General features: G+C 72.6%; 17 protein-coding genes. 15 read left to right on the top strand and 2 right to left on the bottom strand.

Annotation, left to right across the window (positions count from 1 at the left end):
* Positions 1 to 45: 45 nt before the first annotated feature.
* Positions 46 to 582 carry an HNH endonuclease gene (locus tag R2S09_RS05510; RefSeq protein WP_306190126.1) on the bottom strand — a complete coding sequence of 179 codons (537 nt, stop codon included), beginning with the start codon at positions 580 to 582 and terminating at the stop codon, positions 46 to 48.
* Between the two features lie 334 nt (positions 583 to 916).
* Between R2S09_RS05510 and R2S09_RS05505 the strand changes: the two genes are divergently transcribed.
* From R2S09_RS05505 to R2S09_RS05440, 14 genes are all read left to right on the top strand, one after another.
* The gene (locus R2S09_RS05505) at positions 917 to 2,020 is read left to right on the top strand and encodes a mechanosensitive ion channel family protein (RefSeq protein ID WP_316740019.1); all 1,104 of its coding nucleotides are present in this window, start codon (positions 917 to 919) and stop codon (positions 2,018 to 2,020) included.
* Positions 2,021 to 2,343: 323 nt separating this feature from the next.
* Positions 2,344 to 3,555 (top strand): ROK family transcriptional regulator, encoded by a 1,212-nt coding sequence (locus R2S09_RS05500; RefSeq protein ID WP_306190124.1) that lies wholly within the window; start codon positions 2,344 to 2,346, stop codon positions 3,553 to 3,555.
* 96 nt (positions 3,556 to 3,651) lie between these two features.
* Positions 3,652 to 4,995, top strand: coding sequence for an ABC transporter substrate-binding protein (locus R2S09_RS05495; RefSeq protein ID WP_316740018.1), 1,344 nt, complete (start codon positions 3,652 to 3,654; stop codon positions 4,993 to 4,995).
* Positions 4,996 to 4,998: 3 nt separating this feature from the next.
* Positions 4,999 to 5,940 carry a sugar ABC transporter permease gene (locus R2S09_RS05490; protein WP_316740017.1) on the top strand — a complete coding sequence of 314 codons (942 nt, stop codon included), beginning with the start codon at positions 4,999 to 5,001 and terminating at the stop codon, positions 5,938 to 5,940.
* 2 nt (positions 5,941 to 5,942) lie between these two features.
* Entirely contained in the window at positions 5,943 to 6,836 is an 894-nt protein-coding gene (locus R2S09_RS05485) for a carbohydrate ABC transporter permease (RefSeq protein WP_316740016.1), read from the top strand.
* Positions 6,837 to 6,853: 17 nt separating this feature from the next.
* Positions 6,854 to 8,176, top strand: coding sequence for a 6-phospho-beta-glucosidase (locus R2S09_RS05480; RefSeq protein WP_316740015.1), 1,323 nt, complete (start codon positions 6,854 to 6,856; stop codon positions 8,174 to 8,176).
* Positions 8,167 to 9,138 (top strand): BadF/BadG/BcrA/BcrD ATPase family protein, encoded by a 972-nt coding sequence (locus R2S09_RS05475; protein ID WP_316740014.1) that lies wholly within the window; start codon positions 8,167 to 8,169, stop codon positions 9,136 to 9,138. Before R2S09_RS05480 ends, R2S09_RS05475 begins: the two co-directional genes overlap by 10 nt.
* Positions 9,139 to 9,492: 354 nt before the next feature.
* A complete protein-coding gene (locus tag R2S09_RS05470; RefSeq protein ID WP_316740013.1) occupies positions 9,493 to 10,941 on the top strand; it encodes a hypothetical protein in 1,449 nt (482 codons plus the stop codon).
* 35 nt (positions 10,942 to 10,976) lie between these two features.
* Positions 10,977 to 12,002 carry a glutamate ABC transporter substrate-binding protein gene (locus R2S09_RS05465; RefSeq protein ID WP_316740012.1) on the top strand — a complete coding sequence of 342 codons (1,026 nt, stop codon included), beginning with the start codon at positions 10,977 to 10,979 and terminating at the stop codon, positions 12,000 to 12,002.
* Positions 12,003 to 12,091: 89 nt separating this feature from the next.
* Positions 12,092 to 13,426, top strand: coding sequence for a hypothetical protein (locus R2S09_RS05460; protein ID WP_306190115.1), 1,335 nt, complete (start codon positions 12,092 to 12,094; stop codon positions 13,424 to 13,426).
* A complete protein-coding gene (locus R2S09_RS05455; protein WP_316740011.1) occupies positions 13,423 to 16,029 on the top strand; it encodes a tetratricopeptide repeat protein in 2,607 nt (868 codons plus the stop codon). The genes R2S09_RS05460 and R2S09_RS05455 overlap by 4 nt, the downstream gene beginning before the upstream one ends.
* Before the next feature lie 3 nt (positions 16,030 to 16,032).
* Positions 16,033 to 17,382: a protein phosphatase 2C domain-containing protein gene (locus tag R2S09_RS05450; protein WP_316740010.1), complete on the top strand. Its 1,350-nt coding sequence runs from the start codon at positions 16,033 to 16,035 to the stop codon at positions 17,380 to 17,382.
* Positions 17,383 to 17,584: 202 nt separating this feature from the next.
* On the top strand, positions 17,585 to 18,967 hold the full coding sequence (locus tag R2S09_RS05445; RefSeq protein WP_306190112.1) for a VWA domain-containing protein: 1,383 nt from the start codon (positions 17,585 to 17,587) through the stop codon (positions 18,965 to 18,967).
* Between the two features lie 91 nt (positions 18,968 to 19,058).
* A complete protein-coding gene (locus R2S09_RS05440; RefSeq protein ID WP_316740009.1) occupies positions 19,059 to 20,447 on the top strand; it encodes an FHA domain-containing protein in 1,389 nt (462 codons plus the stop codon).
* Positions 20,448 to 20,528: 81 nt separating this feature from the next.
* On the opposite strand, the gene R2S09_RS05435 is transcribed toward R2S09_RS05440, so the two are convergent.
* Positions 20,529 to 21,575 carry a methyltransferase domain-containing protein gene (locus R2S09_RS05435; RefSeq protein WP_316740008.1) on the bottom strand — a complete coding sequence of 349 codons (1,047 nt, stop codon included), beginning with the start codon at positions 21,573 to 21,575 and terminating at the stop codon, positions 20,529 to 20,531.
* Positions 21,576 to 21,682: 107 nt separating this feature from the next.
* Between R2S09_RS05435 and R2S09_RS05430 the strand changes: the two genes are divergently transcribed.
* Positions 21,683 to 22,087, top strand: a complete 405-nt coding sequence (locus tag R2S09_RS05430; protein WP_306190109.1) for a globin — start codon at positions 21,683 to 21,685, stop codon at positions 22,085 to 22,087.
* The last annotated feature ends 55 nt before the right edge of the window (positions 22,088 to 22,142 follow it).

Genomic DNA, 22,142 nt, shown 5'->3' with positions numbered 1-22,142 from the left:
CTGGGCCGGTCCGGCAGGTCCCCGGCGCGACGAAGGCCCGGATCGTCAGGCGGAGATGCCGTCGATCCGGGCCAGGGCGTCGTCCGCGCCGTACGGCTGCAGGTAGGGCAGCCAGCGCGGGTCCCTATGGCCGGTGCCGATGATGCGCCAGGCCAGACCGGTGGGCGGAGCGGGTGTGTGGCGCAGGCGCCAGCCCAGCTCGACGAGGTGGCGGTCGGCCTTGACGTGGTTGCAGCGGCGGCATGAGGCCACCACGTTGTCCCAGGCGTGCCGGCCACCGCGCGAGCGCGGGATGACGTGGTCGACGCTGGTGGCCACGCCGCCGCAGTACATGCAGCGGCCGCCGTCTCGGGCGAAGAGCGCTCGCCTCGTCAGCGGAACGGGTCCCCGATAGGGAACCCGGACGAAGCGCTTGAGCCGGACCACGCTGGGTGCGGGGACGGTGAGGGACGCGCTGTGCATATGTGCGCCGGACTCCTCGAGGCAGACTGCCTTGTTCTCGAGCACGAGGACGAGCGCGCGGCGGAGCGGTACGACGCCGAGGGGCTCGTACGACGCGTTGAGGACCAGGACATGCGGCACGGGGGCCTCCTTGTACGCCGGCGGCGCGTGGCTCGCGCCGGGACGATCTGCAGTCAGTCTCCCCTCATGCCTGGTGAACGCGCCACCATGTCCCGGTAACGGGCTGGGAGTGTTTTCGACCACACCTGATTCATCCCCCGGATCACCGCCCGTTCACACAGCCTGATCAGAGGCGGGTGGGCACCCTTTCGCCGCCGTATCTCCTTCGTGCATCACGGCGATCCACACACCGTGCCCCGTTAGTGTGGTGCCTCTGCCCGTCCGGTGACCTCATCGTGATGCAGGCGATATTGACCGTCGCGCCGGAGGGCGGACATACCTGGAGGTACCTGCCGTGTCCTTGCCCGCCGTCCTACTGGCCGCCGGTCCGTCGCCGTCGCCGTCTCCCTCGGAGTCGCCGAACGTGACGGTCCCCACGTTCCAGGACGCCCAGCAGAGCGCGAACCAGGCCGCGAGCTGGGTCGAGCAGAACTGGTCCACCTGGCTGGCGATCGGCCTCCGGGTCGTGCTGATCCTGGTGATAGCCGGCGTGCTGAGGGTGGTGGTCCGGCGGGCGATCACGAAGCTCATCGACCGCATGAACCGCACGGCCGCCCAGCAGACGGGCGGCACCGCGCTGGGCGGCCTGCTGGTCAACGCCGAGCGGCGGCGGCAGCGCTCCGCGGCGATCGGCTCGGTGCTGCGCTCGGTGGCGAGCTTCCTGATCCTGGGCACGGCCGCGCTGATGGTCCTCGCCACCTTCCAGATCAACCTGGCCCCGCTGCTGGCGTCCGCCGGTGTGGCGGGCGTGGCGGTCGGTTTCGGCGCCCGCAACCTGGTCACGGACTTCCTCTCCGGTGTCTTCATGATCCTGGAGGACCAGTACGGCGTCGGCGACGAGATCGACGCGGGCGTCGCCACCGGCGAGGTGATCGAGGTCGGCCTGCGGGTGACCAAGCTGCGGGGCCCCAACGGTGCCATCTGGTACGTCCGCAACGGCGAGGTCAAGCGGATCGGTAACCTCTCGCAGGGCTGGGCGACGGCCGGCGTCGACGTGACCGTCCGGGCGAGCGAGGACCTGGACAGACTCAAGGCCACCCTGACCGAGGTCGCCGAGAAGATGAGCAAGGAGGAGCCCTGGAACGAGCTCCTGTGGAGCCCGATCGAGGTGCTGGGCCTGGACAGCGTGCTGATCGACTCGATGGTGGTCCGGGTCTCGGCCAAGACGATGCCGGGCAGGTCGGTGACCGTCGAGCGCGAGCTGCGCTGGCGCATCAAGCGTGCCTTCGACGAGGCCGACATCCGTATCGTGGGCGGCGCCACGGCGCCGGCGGAGGGGGATACGGTGCCCGACCCGACGGCCTCGGTCGCGGCCCCGTCGGTGTACTCCAACGCCGCCTCCCCGCAGGCGGAGGCGGCGACGCCGATCACTCCCTCGCAGCGCCCGACCGGCAAGTAGCCCCACCGGCCCCGAGCCGCCCGGCCGCACAGCCCGCGCTCGCCTCCGCGCGCACGCCCCCGCGCCACGCACGCCCCTCACGACCCTCAAACGCCCCTCAAACGCCCCCTCACGCCCCCTCACGCCCCCGCAGGTAACGACTCCGTTGCCTCGGGGGCGTCCTCTCTTGACGCCCCCTTCGCGTCGGCCCTAGGTTCCTTCCACGCGAACAGGAAACTTTCCTAACAGTGATCTTCCCAGCGACCGCGCACCCCCCGCGGGTTGTGGGCGATCATGTGGGAAGACCGGGAAGCCGAGCAGTCGAAGGGCAGGAGGCGAGACGCATGGCAGGAACCGCCGGTACGCCGGGCACCCCGCGCGTCCTGCGCGCCATGAACGACCGGGCCGCCCTCGACCTGCTGCTGGAGCACGGGCCGCTGTCGCGCACCCGGATCGGCAAGCTCACCGGCCTGTCCAAGCCGACCGCCTCCCAGCTCCTGGCCCGGCTGGAGGCCGCCGGCCTGGTCCTCGCCACGGGGACGAGCGAGGGGCGTCCGGGCCCCAACGCCCAGCTCTACGCGGTCAACCCCGCCGCCGCGTACGCCGCGGGCCTCGACGTCACCCCGCACCGCATCCGCGCCGCCGTCGCCGACATCACCGGCCGCACGGTCGGCGAGTACGAGCTGCCGACCCCCGGCCGCCACCGGTCCCAGCCCGTCGTACGGCAGGTCACCGACGCCCTCGACGCCGCGGTGAAGGCGGCCGGGCTGGCCCGCCACGACATCCACCGGCTGGTCATCGGCACCCCCGGCGCCTTCGACCCCAACACCGGCCGCCTGCGCTACGCCTCCCACCTGCCCGGCTGGCACTCCCCGACGATCCTCGACGAACTCGCCGCCGCCCTGCCGATGCCGGTGGAGTACGAGAACGACGTCAACCTCGTCGCCGTCGCCGAGCAGCGCCTCGGCGCCGCCCGCGGCCACCGGGACTTCGTACTGCTGTGGAACGAGGAGGGCCTCGGCGCCGCCCTGGTCCTCGGCGGCCGGCTGCACCGCGGCTGGACCGGCGGTGCCGGCGAGGTCGGCTTCCTGCCGGTGCCCGGCACCCCGCTGGTCCGCCAGGTCACCCGGGCCAACAGCGGCGGCTACCAGGAGCTGGCCGGCTCCCAGGCCCTGCCGGGGCTGGCCCGGGAGGTCGGCATCGAGGACGTGCCCGGCGGCCCGTACCCCGAGGCCGCCGCCGCGCTCGTCGCCCGCGCCGCCGACCACGCCACCGGTCCCCACCGCACCCTCCTGACGACGTACGCGACCCGGCTCGCCACCGGTCTGGCCTCCCTCGTCTCCGTCCTCGACCCCGAACTCGTCGTGCTCAGCGGCGCCTCGCTGACGGCCGGCGGCGAGGTGCTGCGCGCCCTCGTCCAGGCCGAGCTGGAGGAGCTGGCCGCCTCCCGGCCGCACCTGGTGGTCGGCGACGTCCGCGAGCACCCGGTGCTGCGTGGCGCGCTGGAGAGCGCGCTCGCCGTCACCCGCGACGAGGTCTTCGACACCTCCCGCTGAGCCCGTCCCCCTCTCCTCTCTCTTCCTCTCTCTTCCTCTCCTCTCTCTTCCTCGCTCCTCCTCTCTCACCCACCCCCGCCCCCGGGAGACCCCGCCATGCCCGCATCCGCACCCTCGACTGCCCGAAAAGCGGCCTTCGTCCTCACCGCCTCCCTCGCCCTCCTCACCACCGCCTGCACCGGCCAGTCGAACAACGGCGCGAACGACGACGCCTCGAAGGACACCACGATCAACTTCTGGCACGCCTGGAGCGCACCGAACGAGGTGAAGGCCGTCAAGTCCCTGATCGCCGGCTTCGAGAAGGCGCACCCCAACATCCACGTCAACGTCGTCGGCAACATGACCGACGACAAGATCAACCAGGCGCTGCGCACCGGCGGCGACAAGGCGCCGGACGTGATCTCCTCGTTCACCACCAACAACGTGGGCAAGTTCTGCTCCTCGGGCGCGCTGGTGGACCTGAACCCCTTCTTCGAGAAGTCGGACATCGACCCGGAGAAGACGTTCCCGAAGGCGATGAACGAGTACACGCAGTTCGACGGCAACCGCTGCACGGTGCCGCTGCTGGGAGACGCGTACGGCCTCTACTACAACAAGACCGCGTTCGCGAAGGCCGGCATCAAGGCCCCGCCGAAGACCTGGTCGGAATTCGAGGCGGACGCCAAGAAGCTCACGATCCCCGACGGGGACGGCTACAAGCAGCTCGGGTTCATGCCGGACTACCACGGCTGGGAGTCCACGACCGAGCACTACTTCGCGCAGTTCTCCCCGACGTACTTCGACTCGAACGGCAAGTCGAACCTGGCCAAGGACCCCGCCTTCGAAAAGGGCTTCACCCTCCAGAAGAAGCTGGTCGACGAACTCGGCGGATTCCAGCGGCTGGAGAGGTTCCGCGCCACCCTCGGCGACGAGTGGGGCCCCAAGCACCCCTTCCACACCGGTCAGGTCGCCATGCAGCTCGACGGCGAATGGCGGCTGGGCATGGCTGCGGACGCCAAGCCGAAGTTCGAGATCGGCGTGGCCCCGCTGCCCGTCCCCGACGACCAGGTGAGCCAGTACGGCAAGGGCTACATCACCGGCACCATCGCGGGCATCGCCGCCACCAGCCACAAGCAGAACGCGGCCTGGGAGTTCGTCAAGTACATCACCACGAACACCGACGCGGTCGTCGGCTTCGCCAACGACATCCACAACGTGCCCTCAACCCTGGCCGCCCTGAAGTCCCCGAAGCTGAAGTACGACCCGCGCTTCAAGACCTTCCTGGACATCGCGGCCGACCCGGACTCCACCACCTCGCCCGCCTCCATCAACGGCGGCCAGTACCTGGTGACGATCCAGCAGTTCGGCTACGACTACGAGAGCGGCAAGGCCACCGAGCTGAAAGCCGGTCTGAAGAAGACGGCCGCGCAGATCGACACCGACATCACGCAGGCGAAGTAGCCGATGAGTACGGTCACCCTGGCGTCGAAGCGCCGCCGGTCGGCGCTTCGTACCGTCGCCTTCATGTCGCCGTGGCTGATCGGATTCGCGGTCTTCTTCGCGTACCCGCTGATCTCGACGGTCTACTTCTCGTTCATGCACTACGACGGCTTCAGGCCGCCGGCGTGGAGCGGCACGAAGAACTGGACGTACGTCTTCCAGGACTACCCGCTGTTCTGGCCGGCCCTGCGCAACACCCTCTGGCTGGTCCTGGTCATGGTCACCCTGCGGGTCGTCTTCGGACTCGGCGTCGGCCTGCTCATCACGAAGATCAAGACGGGTACGGGCGTCTTCCGCACCCTCTTCTACCTGCCCTACCTCGCCCCGCCGGTCGCGGCGACCATGTCGTTCGCCTTCCTCCTCAACCCGGGCACGGGGCCGGTCGACTCCCTGCTGGAGAAGACCGGCATCCCGGCCCCCGGCTGGTTCAACGACCCCACCTGGTCCAAGCCGGCCCTGACCCTGCTCGCCCTGTGGGGCGTCGGCGACCTGATGGTCATCTTCATGGCCGCGCTGCTCGACGTCCCCACCGAGCAGTACGAGGCGGCCGAGCTCGACGGCGCCTCGCCCTGGCAGCGCTTCCGCTACGTGACCCTGCCCAACATCTCCCCGATCGTGATGTTCGCGGTGGTCACCGGGGTGATCCAGACGATGCAGTACTACACGCAGCCGCTGATCGCCGGAAAGGTCGCCTCGGGCGTGATCCAGGGCGCGGGCACGCAGTTCGAGCCGGGCTACCCGGACAAGTCCACGCTCACCCTCCCCCAGCTCGTGTACAACCTCGGCTTCCAGCGCTTCGACTACGGCTCGGCCTGCGTGGTGGCCCTCGTCCTCTTCGCCCTGTCGATGGTGTTCACCGCGTTCCTGATGCGGCGCCGGGGCGGTCTGATCCAGGCAGGTGACTGACGATGACCCAGGTACTGGACAAGCCGGTCGGACTGAAGTCGCCCGTCTCCCCGGCCGAACGCACGGCCCGCCGCAGAGCGGCCCTGGAATGGATCGCCGTCCACGCCCTCGGCGTGGCGACCGCACTCTTCTTCACCCTCCCCTTCGTCTTCGTCCTGCTCACCTCGCTGATGAGCGACAGCCAGGCGCTCAGCCGCGACCTGATCCCGCACACCTGGGAGTGGGGCAACTACAAGAGCGTGCTCAACACCCCGGGGTTTCTCACCTGGTGGCGGAACACACTCCTCTACGCCGGAGCCGGCACGGTCCTGACGGTCGCGTCCTCGATCCCCGTGGCGTACGCCCTGGCCAAGTTCCGCTTCCGGGGCCGCAATCTGTCACTCATGCTGGTGATCTCGATGATGATGCTGCCCCCGCAGGTGATCATCATCCCCATGTACCTGTTCTGGGCCAAGCAGCTGGACCTGTCCGGCACGCTGTGGCCGCTGATCATCCCGATGGCGTTCGGCGACGCGTTCTCCATCTTCCTGCTGCGGCAGTTCCTGACGACGATCCCGAACGAGTACCTGGACGCGGCGAAGGTCGACGGCTGCGGCGAGCTGCGCACCCTCATCAGGGTCGTGCTGCCCATGGCGAAACCGGGCCTCGCGGCCGTCGCCCTCTTCCAGTTCTTCTACGCCTGGAACGACTACTTCGGCCCGCAGATCTACGCCTCGGAGAACCCGGGTGCCTGGACCCTCTCCTACGGACTGGAGTCGTTCAAGGGCGCCCACCACACCGACTGGAACCTCACCATGGCCGCCACCGTGCTGGTCATGGCACCCGTGATCCTCGTGTTCTTCTTCGCCCAGAAGGCATTCGTCGAGGGTGTCACGCTCACCGGAGTCAAGGGATAGAAAGCCAAGGGACTCAGATGAAACTCACCGTGGTCGGCGGCGGTTCGACCTACACCCCCGAACTCATCGACGGATTCGCGCGTCTCAGGGACACCCTCCCCGTCGAGGAACTGGTCCTCGTCGACCCGGCGACGGACCGCCTGGAGCTGGTCGGCGGCCTGGCCCGGCGCATTTTCAGCCACCAGGACCACCCCGGCCGCATCGTCACCACCTCCGACCTGGAGGCGGCCGTCGACGGCGCCGACGCCGTCCTGCTCCAGCTCCGCGTCGGCGGCCAGGCGGCCCGGCAGCAGGACGAGACCTGGCCCCTGGAGTGCGGCTGCGTCGGCCAGGAGACGACCGGCGCCGGCGGCCTGGCCAAGGCCCTGCGCACGGTCCCGGTCGTCCTGGACATCGCCGACCGCGTCCGCCGCGCCAACCCGGACGCCTGGATCATCGACTTCACCAACCCGGTCGGCATCGTCACCCGCGCCCTGCTCCAGGCCGGCCACCGCGCGGTCGGCCTGTGCAACGTGGCGATCGGCTTCCAGCGGAAGTTCGCGGCGATGCTCGATGTGGCGCCCGCCGACATCCACCTGGACCACGTGGGCCTGAACCACCTCACCTGGGAGACGGGCGTACGCCTGGACGGCCCCGAGGGCAGGAACGTCCTGCCCGACCTCCTGGCCGCACACGGCGACACCATCGCCGGCGACCTCCACCTGCCCCGGCCGCTCCTGGACCGCCTCGGCGTCGTCCCCTCCTACTACCTGCGCTACTACTACGCCCACGACCAGGTCGTGGAGGAACTGCGCACCAAGCCCTCCCGGGCCGCCGAAGTGGCCGCCATGGAGAAGCAACTGCTGGAGATGTACGGCGACCCGTCCCTCCACGAGAAGCCCGCGCTGCTCGCCAAGCGCGGCGGCGCCTACTACTCGGAGGCGGCCGTCGACCTGGCCGCGGCGCTGCTCGGAAACCAGAACAGCGGGCCCGCAGGGCCCTCCGTCGAGGGTGGCGGCGGGCGACGGGAGGGCGGAGGCAGCCCGTACCAGGTGGTCAACACCCACAACAAGGGCACTCTGCCCTTCCTCCCGGACGACGCGGTGATCGAGGTCCAGGCGGCGGTGGGACCCAAGGGCGCGAGCCCCCTGCCCGTCGCCCCGCTCGATCCCCTCTACGCGGGCCTCGTGGCGGCCGTCACCACCTACGAGGACCTGGCCCTGGAGGCGGCCCTGCGCGGCGGCCGCGAGCGCGTCTTCCGCGCCCTGCTCTCGCACCCCCTCGTCGGCCAGTACGCGTACGCCGAGACCCTCACCGACCAGCTGATCGCACACAACCGGGAGCACCTCGCGTGGGCCTGACCGCAAGCGTCCTCGCCATCGACGCGGGCAACAGCAAGACCGACGTCGCGGTCGTGGCGGCCGACGGAACCGTCCTCGCCACGGCCCGCGGCGGCGGCTTCCGACCCCCGGCCGTGGGCGTCGAAGCGGCGGTGGCCGGCCTCGCACGGGCGGTGGAAGAGGCCTGCGCGAGAGCAGGGGTCACCTCCGTCTCCCATGTCTCGGCCTGCCTGGCCAACGCGGACCTGCCGGTCGAGGAGGAACAGCTGGCGGCGGCCCTGCACGCGCGCGCGTGGGGCGCGACGGTCGAGGTCCGTAACGACACGTTCGCGATCCTGCGGGCCGGCGTAGCCGAACCCCGTGGCGTCGCCGTGGTGTGCGGCGCCGGCATCAACTGCGTCGGCATGCGCCCGGACGGCCGCACGGCCCGCTTCCCGGCGGTCGGGCGCATCTCCGGCGACTGGGGCGGCGGCTGGGGCCTGGCGGAGGAGGCCCTGTGGTACGCCGCCCGCGCCGAGGACGGCCGCGGCGAGCCCACGGCCCTGGCCCGCACCCTGCCCGCCCACTTCCGCCTCAGCTCCATGTACGCCCTCATCGAGGCCCTCCACCTGAAGACCGTCGACGAGCACCGCCGCCACGAACTGACCCCCGTCCTGTTCAAGACGGCGGCGCAGGGCGACCCGATCGCCCACGCGATCGTCGAGCGCCTGGCCGAAGAGGTCGTCACCATGGCGACGGTCGCCCTGGCCCGCCTGGACCTCCTCACCGAGGAGGCCCCGGTCGTCCTGGGCGGCAGCGTCCTGGCCGCCCGCCACCCCCAGCTGGAGGACGGCATCCGCGTGCGCCTCACCACCCGCGCCCCGAAGGCCACGCCCCACGTGGTCACCGTCCGCCCGGTCCTGGGCGCGGCCCTCCTGGGCCTGGACCACGTGGGAGCACCACCGGAGGTGCGGGAAAGGGTGCGAACGCACTTTTCCTCCTGACCCCGAGGCGGGCGCGCCCCGACGAAGTGGCGGCCGCACGACGGCGGAAGGGGCCGTGGGGGTGCGTCCGTGGCCCGCCGCGTACTGCGGTCCCTCCTCCGGCCACCCTGGTTCCTCCGGCCGTATGCCCGTGTGCGGCGGGCTGGACGCACCACCACGGCCGCGGCCCGCCCGCGAACCGACCGCGCGGCAGTCACCCCTCCCCGGGGGGAACCGAACCGGCTCGCCCGGCGTATTCATGGGCAGGGACACTGTGATCCGATTCGATCCGATCAAGATCCAGTGAAGGCCGGTGCGGATGTCGGTGCCGACAGGGATACTTGAGGCGACGGATGACCACGGGGGAGGTCAGCAGTGACACACTCGCCGGCGAGCAGCTCGGCACCACCACCGGGCCCCGCCCTGCCCACGTCGCCGGCCACACCGCTCCCACCGGCGGCACCCCCCACCCCACCCGCACCCACCGCTCCCCCACGCCGCACCGCGTTCGCCGAGGCCGTGGACCGCCTGCGGGCCGCCGCCACCACCGAACCCGGCCGCCTGCGCGCCATCGGCGCCGTCCTCGCCCTGCTCCTCGTCGCCTTCGGCGCCATCACCGCCTGGCAGACCACCGACAGGGCCACGGCCGCCGACGACGTGCTGCACAGCAGCCAGCCCCTCAGCTCCGACGCCGCCGACATCTACCGCTCCCTCGCCGACGCCAACACGATGGCGACCAGCGGCTATCTGGCGGGCATTCAGGAGACGCGAGCCACCCGCGAGCGCTACGAGTCCGACGTCCGCACCACCGCCGCCAAGCTCGTCACCGCCGCCGCCGCCTCCGACCCCGGCTCCCCCTCCGCGGCCACCATCACCAGGCTCAACGAGCTCCTGCCGCGCTACAAGGGCCTGGTGGAGTCGGCCCGCGCCAACAACCGCCAGGGCTTCCCGGTCGGCGGCGCCTATCTCCGCGCCGCCAACAACCTCATGCAGAACCAGATGCTCCCGGCGGCCGAGGACCTGTACCAGAAGGAGAACCAGCGCCTGAGCGCGGACTACGGCGACGCGACGCCCTACCCGTGGGCGGCGATCGCCCTCGGCGTCCTCGCCCTGGCCGCCCTCGCCTGGGCCCAGCACCGCACCTACCGCCGCACCAACCGGGTCCTCAACCGCGGCCTGGTGGCCGCCACCGCCGCCACCACGCTCGTCCTGCTGTGGCTGGTCGTCGGCCACAGCGTCGCCCGCGCCGGCCTCAAGGGCTCCTACGCCCACGGCGTCCGCTCGCTGAGCGTGCTGCACGACGCCCGGATCGCCTCCCTCAAGGCCCGCAGCGACGAGAACCTGACCCTGGTCAGCCGTGGCGCCGAGACCAAGACCCTGAAGGACGGCACGGTCATGGACGCCTACGACTGGGCGTACGACCAGGAGATCGGGACGCTCGGCGAGACCCTCGCCCGCGCCGCCTCCCTCGCCGACGACCCGGCCGGCCGGAGCCCCGTCCAGACCGCGAACCAGTCGATGAAGGTCTGGAAGTCCCGGCACGCGCAGGCCCGCGAGGCCAACGACTCCGGCGACTACCAGAAGGCACGTGACAAGGTGATCGGCGCCGCCGGTGCCCGCAGCCAGTCGACGGGCGCGTGCTTCGACAACGTCGACGCCTCCCTCGCGTCGGCGCTCACCCACGAGACGAACGAGTTCAAGGACGCCGCACAGGGCGGGCGTAACGCGATGACCGGCCTGCCGGCAGGTTCCGCGGTGCTCACGGTGCTCGGCGCGGCCGGCGCCCTCCTGGGCATCGGACGCAGGCTCTCGGAGTACCGGTGACAGGGAGCGTGACAGGGGTGAAAGGAGGCGCGAGGATGCGAGTGCGACGGCTGCGGGCCGGCCTGAGGGGCTGGGGCGGCGTGGGAGCGATGGCGGTCGTCTGCGCCCTGGCGCTGGCGTTCGTCCTGCTGCTGCCGTACACCCAGTCGCACGACAGCGGGGTCCCGGACCCGGGCGGCCACAGCGCCCGGGGCACGGCACAGGGCCTCCAGGCCAGGGCCGGCACCTGCACGGACGCAAACGCCCAGGACCAGAGCCTGTCCCCGTCGGACGCCGACGGGGACACCGTCGACGCCATCAGGGCACGCGGCTATCTGTCGGTCGGCGTCGACCAGAACAGCTACGGCTGGGGCTACCGCAACCCGAACAACGCCTCCGGTGCGCTGGTGGGCTTCGACATCGACCTGGCCCACCGCATCGCCAAGGACATCCTCGGCGACGCGAACAAGGTCCAGTTCCGGGCCATCCCCACCAACGAGCGCATCCCCGCGATCCGCAGCGGCCGGGTCGACATGGTGGTGCGCACGATGACCATCACCTGCGACCGGCTGAAGCAGGTGGCCTTCTCCGCCCCGTACTTCCTGACCGGCCAGCAGGTCCTCGCCCCGAGGACGTCGCCGGTCAAGGGCTACGACAAGACGCTCGCCGGCATGAAGGTCTGCTCGGCGACCGGCTCCACGGCCTACGACCACCTGTCCGCCGACAAGAAGGACGGCACGCTGCCCGCCTCCACCGACATCTCCGCCACCGTCCCCAACCAGCTGGACTGCCTGGTGCGGCTGCAACTGGGCGAGGTGGACGCGGTGGTGACCGACGGCGCCCTCGCCGCCAGCCAGGCCGCGCAGGACCCGGCGGTGGAGCTGAAGGGCGGCACGTTCACCAAGGAGTACTACGGCGTGGCGATGAAGCTGGGTGCCGACGATCTGGTACGTCAGGTCAACCGAATACTGGAGAACTACCGCAAGGACGGGGGCTGGAAGGCGTCGTACGACAGGTGGTTGTCCGCCACGCCGGGTATGGATTCGGAGTCGGCCACTCCGCCGACACCGAGCTACCGGTGAGCCGCGCGCCCCGCACGGGGCGGCGAAGGCGCCCTGGACCGACGTACGACCGACGGACACGAGACACAGAACGCAGCGAGAGGTGATCGATGGGCGGCACGGACCCCGCCGGGCCGGTACTGGACCGGGACGAGGTGGACCGTGCGCTGGCGCGGCTCGGCGCGGAGCACGAGGCGATCGAGACCTCGCTCCTCGCCCTCCAGGACCACGCGGGCCGCAGGCTTCTGGAGGGCGCCGAGCTGACCGGCGTCACCCGGGAACGCTGGGCGACGACGGAGGCGTCGATCACGCTGCTGTGGACGTACTTCGACGCCTACACGGGCGCGCTGCGCACCGCCCGTGAGATCCGCGCCCGCCGCCGCTGGTCCAGCCGCGAGGACCTGGTGGAGCTGACCGAGCTGCTGCGCGGCGAGTCGGTCACGGTCGCCGGCGCGGCGGCGGCCACGGCGAACGTGCCGGGGCCGCAGGGCGGCGCGGGCCGGCTCAGCGAGAGCTTCTCGCTGGCCGGTCTCGTGGACCGGATGAACGAGCTGTACGCGACCAGCCTGGACATGGTGGTCGCGGCCGACGCGGTCTGGTCGGCGCTGCCCGCCCGCATAGATCTGCTGGCCGCGGAGCTCCAGCGCACCCGCCGGCTCGCGCACTCGGTCGGTGTCCGTCCCGGTGAGCATCCGGCGGGCGACGACCTGGAGCGCATCACCCGCACGCTGGCGAGGCTGCGCGAGGAGGTGGTCTCCGACCCGCTCGCCTTCTGGGTGCCCACGCAGGGCAGTTCGGCTCCGGGCGGGGGCCGGCCGGACACCACGGTGTACGACCGTGAGGCGCGGGCCCTGGAGGAGGTGCGCCGGGAGATCGACGCGGTGCTCGGGGTGCGCCAGGACGCCGAGCAGCGGCTGATCAAGCTGCGGGACCTGCTCTCGCGCGCGGACCGCACGCTCGCCGAGGCGCGCACCGCGCGCGGCGAGGTGCTGGCGAAGATCGCCGCCACGGAGGTGCCGGTGGTCAGCGGACCGCCGACCGTGCTGCAGGAGCAGCTGGCGACGGCCGCCGAGTACCGCAGGCAGGCGCAGTGGCACCGGCTGTCGCCGCTGCTGGACTCGCTGGAGCAGAAGGCGGAGGACGAACTGCTGCGGGCCCGTGAGTCGTTGACGGCCGTCACGGCGCCGCTGGCGGTCCGCGCCGAGCTGCGGGGCCGCCTGGACGCGTACAAGGCGAAGGTGGCCCGGCACGGCCTGGCGGAGGACCCGCTGCTGGTCGAGCGGTACGACGCGGCGCGCCGCATGCTGTGGAGCGCGCCGTGCGACCTGCGGGTGGCCGAGCAGGCCGTGCTGCGCTATCAGCGGGCGGCGGCCGAGCTGCTCGGCTCCGCACGGGTGCCGCCGCAGGGCGGTCCCCAGGACGGTGACGGTAGGGGGGAGTCATGAGTCAGGCGGGGCAGGCCTGTCAGCGGCCCGACTGCGGCGGCCGTTACGAGGACGTCGGCGGCGGCGAGCTGTACTGCGACACCTGCGGTCTGGCACCGGTGGTGTCGGCTGGGGGTCCCCCCTTGGGGGGAGGCACGGTGGGTTCGCCGCCCACCGGGGTGACCGGCGGCGGCAGGGGCTCCCGCGGCTCGGCGGGCAGCGGCGGTTCCGGCTCCAGCGGGCGCAGCGGCCGCAGTGCGCGTACGTCGTCGCAGTCGTCGAAGTCGCGCCGCTCGGTGTCCGGACGGCTGTCGCGTTCGCTGTCGGGCAGGTCGTCCAGCCGTTCGGTGTCGGTGCGCAGCTCCGGCTCGGCGGCGGGCTCCTCGGGCCGCGGCAGGCTCGGGGCGGGGCTGGTGCAGGTGCCCCAGGTGCCGCGTCCGGACCCGCATTCGATGGTGCTGGAGAACCCGGAGGTGCCGGAGCGCAAGCGGTTCTGCTCGCGCTCGGACTGCGGGGCGCCGGTCGGCCGGGCCCGTGGTGACCGGCCGGGGCGTACGGAGGGTTTCTGCACCAAGTGCGGCCATCCGTACTCGTTCGTGCCCAAGCTGCGGGCCGGGGACATCGTGCACGGCCAGTACGAGGTCGTGGGCTGTCTGGCGCACGGCGGTCTGGGCTGGATCTACCTCGCCGTGGACCGGGCCGTCTCGGACCGCTGGGTGGTGCTCAAGGGCCTGCTGGACACCGGTGACCAGGACGCGATGGCGGCGGCCATCTCCGAGCGGCGCTTCCTCGCGGAGATCGAGCACGCCAACATCGTGCGGATCTACAACTTCGTGGAGCACCTCGACCAGCGCACCGGCTCCCTCGACGGCTACATCGTGATGGAGTACGTCGGCGGCAAGTCGCTCAAGGAGATCGCCAACTCCCGCCGCACGCAGGACGGCAGGCGGGACCCGCTGCCGGTGGAGCAGGCCTGCGCGTACGGCATCGAGGCGCTGGAGGCGCTCGGCCATCTGCACAGCCGCAACCTGCTGTACTGCGACTTCAAGGTCGACAACGCGATCCAGACCGAGGACCAGCTCAAGCTGATCGACATGGGCGCGGTGCGCCGCATGGACGACGACGAGTCGGCGATCTACGGCACGGTGGGCTACCAGGCGCCGGAGGTGGCGGAGGTCGGCCCGTCGGTGGCGAGCGACCTGTACACGGTGGGCCGTACGCTCGCCGTGCTCACCTTCGACTTCCAGGGCTACACGAACGTCTTCGCGGACTCCCTGCCCGACCCCGACAGCATCGAGGTCTTCCGGCAGTACGAGTCCTTCTACCGTCTGCTGGTGCGCGCCACCGACCCCGACCCGGCCCGCCGGTTCGCCTCCGCGCAGGAGATGGCCGAGCAGCTGACGGGCGTGCTGCGGGAGGTCGTGTCGGTGCAGACGGGCCGGGCCCGGCCCGCCCTGTCGACCCTGTTCGGTCCGGAACCGAAGGTCACGGACACGGAGCTGTTCCCGGCCCTGGACGGTGACGTGTCCCGGCTGGGGGCGCGAGCGGCACAGACGCGCAGGTCCCCCGCCCCGGCGCTCACGCACGGCACCGCGAACACCGCGGGCACCGCGCCCGCCGCCGCCACCGCGAGCCCTGCCGGCGGCACGGCGCCCGGTGCGCCTGCCGCTCCGGCCGCTCCGGCCCTGGTCAAGCCGGTCGACGCCCCGGCCGCGGCCCTCGCCCTGCCCGTGCCGCACGTGGACCCCACCGACCCCAACGCGGGCTTCCTCGCGGGCCTGTCGACATCGGCACCCGGCGAGCTGGTCAACGCCCTCGCGGCCGCGCCCGCCCAGTCGACCGAGACCCGGCTGCGCCAGGTCCGCGCCTGGCTCCAGACCGGCGATGCGGGCCCGGCGCTGGAAGTGCTGCGCCGGCTGGAGGAGCAGCAGCCCGACGACTGGCGGGTCGTCTGGTACCGGGGCGTGGCCTGCCTGGTCACCGCCGACCACGAGGGCGCAGCCCTCGCCTTCGACGCGGTCTACGACGCCTTCCCCGGCGAGATCGCACCGAAGCTGGCGCTCGGCCTGTGCGCGGAGGTCCTCGGCCAGCTCGACAACGCCGCCGAGTACTACCGCCTGGTGTGGTCGACCGATCCGAGCCATGTGGGCGCGGCGTTCGCCCTGGCCCGGGTGCAGCTCGCCGCCGGCGACCGGCGTGGGGCCGTACGGACCCTGGAGTCGGTTCCGGAGTCCTCCATCCACTACACGGCGGCGCGCGTGGCGGCCGTACGCGCGCGGCTGCGGCACCGTACGGCGGTCGCTTCCGACACGCCGTTCCTGGAGGATCTGACGGCGGCTGCGGGGCAGGTGGAGGCCCTGCAGGCGTACGGTCTGGACCCGGCGCGCCGAGAGCGGTTGTCGGCAGAGGTCCTCGGCTGCGCGCTGGACTGGATACTCTCCGGGGGCAGGGCCGCCGACCCGGCCGCCCGGCGGGTGCTGCTCGGCAGCGATCTGGACGAGCGGGGACTCCGCTTCGGCCTGGAGCGCTCGTACCGCACGCTGGCCCGGCTGGCGCCCGGCGGCGAGGAGAGGATCGACCTGGTGGAACGTGCCAACCGTTACCGCCCCCGGACGTGGGTGTAGTTGATGTCGCAGATGCACCAGCAGGCCGCCCTGTCGAACTGCCCGAGCTGCGCGGAGCCGCTCGAGTCGGGTGACCGTTTCTGCGGCGCCTGCGGATACGACCTGTCCGCCTCCGCCGCCCCGTCGAGCGACACGCCGACGCTCACGATGAGCAACGGCTCGGTGCCGCGCCCGTCCGGGCCGGCCGAGGACGAGGGCGCGCAGGGCGCCGTATGGCCGCGCGCGCAGCAGCAGGACGCCGCCGCGCATCCGTCGGGGACCCACCTGCCCACGGACCTGCAGGGCATGGACTCGGACGGCTCCCCGCTGCCCTCGGCGACGGCTCCCGGCGCGCCGGGGCCGGGGGTTCGGTTCGACCGGCCGGACGAGCCCGAAGAGTACCCGCTGCAGGCGCCCGATCCCCGGACGGCCGCGGAGAGCGGCGCCCCGGGCGAGTCCGCCGCGCTGTGCGTGGCCTGCCGTGCGGGCCGGGTCGACAGCGACGGCTACTGCGAGAACTGCGGGCACGCCCAGCCGCGCGAACGCGACCACATGGAGCAGGAGTCGGGTCCGGTCGCCGCGGTCAGCGACCGGGGTCTGCGCCACCACCGCAACGAGGACGCGTTCGCCGTCGGCACCACGGCCCTGCCCGACGGTTCGGCCGTGGCCGTGGCGATCGTCTGCGACGGCGTGTCCTCCGCGACCCGCCCCGACGACGCCTCCCTCGCGGCGTCGCGGGCGGCGAGCGAGTGCCTGCTGGCCGCGCTGCCCCGGGGCACGCACCCGCAGCAGGCGATGCACGAGGCGATCGTCGCCGCCTCGCACGCGGTCAACTCACTGGCCGAGGAACCCGCCTCGGCCCGCGAGCACTCCCCCCACCAGAACGCTCCGGCCTGCACTCTCGTCGGCGCGGTGGTCACCGCCGGGCTGCTGGTCGTGGGCTGGGTCGGCGACAGCCGCGCCTACTGGGTGCCGCTGGACCGCACCGCGCCACCGGCCCGGCTCACCGAGGACGACTCCTGGGCCGCGCAGATGGTGGCCGCCGGCCTGATGAGCGAGGCGGAGGCGTACGCCGACGAGCGCGCGCACGCGATCACCGGCTGGCTCGGCGCGGACGCCTACGAACTGGAGCCGCACACGGCCTCCTTCAAACCGGACCGGCCCGGTGTGGTCGTGGTGTGCACGGACGGCCTGTGGAACTACGCCGAGAGCGCCGAGGAGATGGCCGGGGTCCTGCCGCCGGACGCGGCCGCGCGCCCGCTGCACAGTGCCCAGGTGCTGGTCGGTCACGCGCTCGACGGCGGGGGCCACGACAACGTAACAGTGGCCGTCGTGCCGTTCCCGGCCCCGCCGCAGGGGGCAGGATCGGCGTGAGGGACGTACGCCGGGGCGCGTGACGGGAGCCCCGGCGAGTCCCACTGGTCTCCCCGTGGTGCACGGGAACGCCGGCACGGGGAAGTTCGCACGGGGAAGCCCGCAACGGGGAAGTTCCGCAAAGGCCGGAGGGGACCGGTCGTCCACAGCCGCACAGTCGTCAGCCCCGCTCGCGGGGGCCCGGAGGGGGATCTGGGAAGGCATGGCCAATTTCTCGAAGTCCAGCGTGCCACGGTTCTCGGTGGACGTGTACCAGAACGAGTACCTGCCGGAGGGCGGCCGCGAGGTCAACGCCATCGTCACGGTGACGGCGACCGGCGGCGGCACCATCGGCAGCGCGGTCGCGGCTCCGCACCTGTACGCGCCCGGCCAGGGGCCGTCGGCGGCCGTGGCGATCATGGTCGACTGCTCGGGTTCGATGGACTACCCGCCGGCCAAGATGCGCAACGCCCGCGAGGCCACGGCCGCCGCGATCGACACCCTGCGCGACGGTGTGCACTTCGCGGTGATCGGCGGCACACACGTGGCCACGGAGGTCTATCCGGGCGGCGGGCGGCTCGCGGTCGCCGACGCGAGCACACGCGAGCAGGCCAAGACGGCGCTGCGCCGGCTCAGCGCGGGCGGCGGCACCGCCATCGGCACCTGGCTGCGGCTGGCCGACCGGCTGCTGTCGTCGGCGGACGTCGCCATCCGGCACGGCATCCTGCTCACCGACGGCCGCAACGAGCACGAGGCGCCGGAGGACCTCCGGCGCACGCTCGAGGAGTGCGCCGGCCGGTTCACCTGTGACGCGCGTGGCGTGGGCACCGACTGGGAAGTGAAAGAAGTCACATCGATCGCCTCGGCGCTGCTCGGCACCGCCGACATCGTCGCCGATCCGGGGGCCCTGGCCGCCGACTTCACGCAGATGATGGAGACGGCGATGGGCAAGGAGGTCGCCGACGTCGCGCTGCGGGTGTGGACCCCGGTCGGTACGGCGATCAAGTTCGTCAAGCAAGTGGCGCCGACCGTCGAGGAGTTGACGGACCGCCGTGCCGAGGCGGGTCCCCGGGCCGGGGACTACCCGACCGGTTCCTGGGGCGACGAGTCCCGTGACTACCACCTCTGTGTGGAGGTGCCCGCCGCGGCCGTCGGGCAGGAGATGCTCGCCGCCCGTGTCTCGCTGGTGGTTCCCCGATCCGGGGGCACCTCCCGCTCGAGCGCAGCCGAGAGTGGGGGAGGATCGGCACAGAACCTCGGCGCCCAGGGTCTCGTACGGGCCGTGTGGACCGACGACATGGCCGCCTCGACCTCCATCAACCCGCAGGTCGCCCACTACACCGGGCAGGCCGAACTGGCACAGGCCATCCAACAGGGGCTCGACCTGCGCAAAGCGGGTGATATCGATGGAGCAACGGCCAAACTGGGCCGGGCGGTTCAGCTCGCCGGCGCCTCGGGGAACGCGGATACTGCGAAACTGCTTGCGAAGGTGGTGGACGTGGTCGACGCGGCGACAGGTACTGTGCGACTGAAGGCGAAGGTCGAGGAGGCCGACGAGATGACTCTCGAGACCCGGTCGACAAAGACTGTTCGTGTAAAGAAGTAACGAACAAGACAGCAACAGACAGCGAGCCTGGCCCCTCGGGGTTGGAGAAATCCGGTCGAACCGGCCGGAAAGGAGAGGGGGAAGCGCCGACATGCCGACCTGCCCGAACGGACACCAGTCGGGTTCCGACGACTGGTGCGAGGTCTGCGGTCACCGCATGGCCGGTGCCGTACCACCACCTCCCCCGCCGCCCCCGGTCGGCGGCGGCTACGGCTTCCCGCCCGCGCCGGGACCCGGCGGTCCCGGTGCGCCCGGCGCTCCCGGTGGGCCCGGTGCCGCCGGGGTGCGCCCGCATGCGGCGGGTGGGCCCGGCGCCGAGCCGGAGCTGTGCCCGCAGTGCCGCACGCCCCGCGAGGGAGGTGCGCCGTTCTGCGAGGAGTGCCGCTGGAACTTCCTGACGAACACGGCCACCTCGTACACCCCGGCCGCGCCGCGCCCGTCGGCGCCCGGTCCGGGAGGTCCCGGCGGTCCCGGCGTTCCGGGCGGCCCTGGTCCCGGCGGTCCTGGTCCCGGCGGCCCCGGTGGTCCGGTTCCGGGCGCCCGCTTCCCGCAGCCGCCCGGTCCGTCCTTCGGCGGCGGCGATTCCTTCGACTACCAGGGCTCCCGGCCCTCCCAGATGAACCGGCCGGCCGAGCCGATCCCGCCGGGTCCGCCGTTCGGCACCGAGCCCCCGGGCCGCCCCGGCGGTCCCGGCCCCTCGGGCTTCGGCGGCGACCCCGGCCCGTCCGGGCCCTCCGGTTTTGGTCCCGACCCCTCGCGGCCGGTTCCGCCGCCGCCCGGTCCGACGCCGCACGCGGGCCCCGGTGGTCCCGGCGCGCCCGGCGGCGCCCCGCAGGCCTTCCACCGGTCCGGCCCGCCGGCCCCGCCCCCGTTCCCGCAGGAGACGAGCCGCCCGCAGAGCGGCGGTCCGTCCTTCGGCGGTGACGACGACTGGGTGATCTCCCCGCCGTCGTCCACGGGACCGGCCACGTCGGGCGGCCCGGGTGCCGGCCGGGGCGGTGGCTACGGCTACCCGCAGCCCGGCGCCACACAGGCCCCGCCCGGACCCCAGTTCCCGCAGGCCCCGCAGCAGCCGGCGACCTGGACGGCGACGATCGGTCCGGACCGCGAGTACTTCATGTCGATGATGCAGCGCTCCGGCCCCGAGGCCGCGGGCCTGAACCTGCCCGCGTACTCGCCCGAGCAGCAGCGCGCCCTCACCGGCAACCAGATCACCATCGGCCGGCGCCGGCACTCCACCGGCGACACCCCCGACATCGACCTGTCGGTGCCGCCGGAGGACCCGGGCGTCTCGCACCAGCACGCGGTGCTGGTCCAGCAGCCCGACGGCACCTGGGCGGTCGTCGACCAGAACTCGACGAACGGCACCACGGTCAACGGCTCCGAGGAGCCGATCCAGCCCTTCGTGCCGGTGCCGCTCCAGGACGGCGACCGGGTGCATGTGGGCGCGTGGACGACGATCACGATCCGGCGCGGCTGATCCCCGGGGCACCGGGCCGACCGGCAGGTGCGCCGGCCGGCCCGGAAGGAGCCGCATCGGCCCGGCGTGCGGGCCCCACGGTCAGCCCGGAAGGGGCCAGGTGTACGGCCCCTCCGGGTCGTCCAGCCACGCCCACACCTGCTCGCCGTTCACCGTGATCCCGTAGCGTTCGCGGCCCGGGCGTCCCTCGTGCTCCCACAGGGCGTATGCGTCGCCGGGGTCGAGGCCGCCGCGGGTCAGGGCCAGCAGGAAGCGGAACAGCTCGTCCTCGCGCGCCCGCGTCGGCAGCCCGTCCAGGCGCGGGGGCCGCGGTTCGGGCCTGCCCTCGCCGCGCAGCGGCACGAAGAAGGCGGGCAAGGCCAGGAAGGCACCCTCGGCGTGGGCGGCGTCCCGCACCGTCAGGGCGACCAGGCCGGTGGCGATCGGCGTCAGGATCCGGGCGCCCGGGTGGCACTGGGCGAGCCAGGCACGCGGGATGGACGGCAGCGCGCAGGTGGCGATGATCCGGTCGAAGGGGGCGCGTTCGGGTACCCCGCGGGCGCCGTCGCCGGTGACGACGGACGGGTGGTGGCCCGCGGCGGCCAGGTGCCGGCGTGCCGACTCGGTGATCTCCGGGTCGAGGTCGATGGTGGTGACCAGGTCGTCGTCGCCGAGCCGGTGGGCGAGCAGGGCCGCGTTGTAGCCGGTGCCCGCGCCGATCTCCAGGACCCGGTGGCCGTCCGCCACCCGCAGCTCCGCCAGCATCTGCGCCATGAGCGAGGGCCGGCTGCTGGAGGAGACCAGCTCCCCGTCGCGCAGCCGGGTGGCCAGCGGGGCGTCCTCGTAGGCGCCCCACAGCCAGCGCTCGCGCGCCTTCGCCTCCGGGCTCTCGCCCCAGCGCCGCTCGTACCCGCCCATGACGCCCACGTAGTAGTACGGCACGAACAGGTGCCGCGGCACGGCGGCGAACGCCTCGCGCCAGACCGGATCGGACGACCAGGCGCCACTCGCGTCGATCTCCCGCACCAGCGCCTCCCGCGCCACGGCGGCGAGCCCCTCCGGGTCCACGCCGCCCCTGCCCTCGCCGGCTTCGCGCCCTTTGCGGATTCTGCGGCTCTCGTGTTCCTTTTCACCTGTGTGCGCGCCCATGCCTCCACTGTCCTGCCCCAGGGGGCCCGAGGCGAGCACCGACGGTGGTCCTGGTCCCGCGTCCTGGGTCCCGCGTCCTCGGTCCGGCCGTCTGAGACGATGGAACGGTGAATGAGATTCGGCGCGGCACGCTTCAGGAGCAGACGTTCTACGAGCAGGTCGGTGGGGAGGAGACCTTCCGCCGGCTGGTCCACCGTTTCTACGAGGGGGTCGCCGGCGATCCCGAGCTGCGGGCCATGTACCCCGAGGAGGACCTGGGTCCGGCCGAGGAGCGGCTCCGGCTGTTCCTGATCCAGTACTGGGGCGGTCCGACGACGTACGGCGAACGGCGCGGCCACCCGAGGCTGCGCATGCGGCACGCGCCCTTCAGGGTGGACCGGGCGGCACACGACGCCTGGCTGCGGCACATGCGGGCCGCCGTCGACGAGCTGGGCCTGTCCGAGGAGCACGAGCGGACGCTGTGGAACTACCTGACCTACGCGGCCGCGTCCATGGTCAACACGCCCGACTGACCCGTCGGCCGCACGCCGGCCGAGCCACCCGGCCCCGTCCCCGGCCGCACACGGA

The organism is Streptomyces sp. MK7, assembly GCF_032658145.1.
GTDB lineage: Bacteria > Actinomycetota > Actinomycetes > Streptomycetales > Streptomycetaceae > Streptomyces > Streptomyces spiralis.
This window is presented reverse-complemented; position numbering and strand designations above follow the sequence as displayed.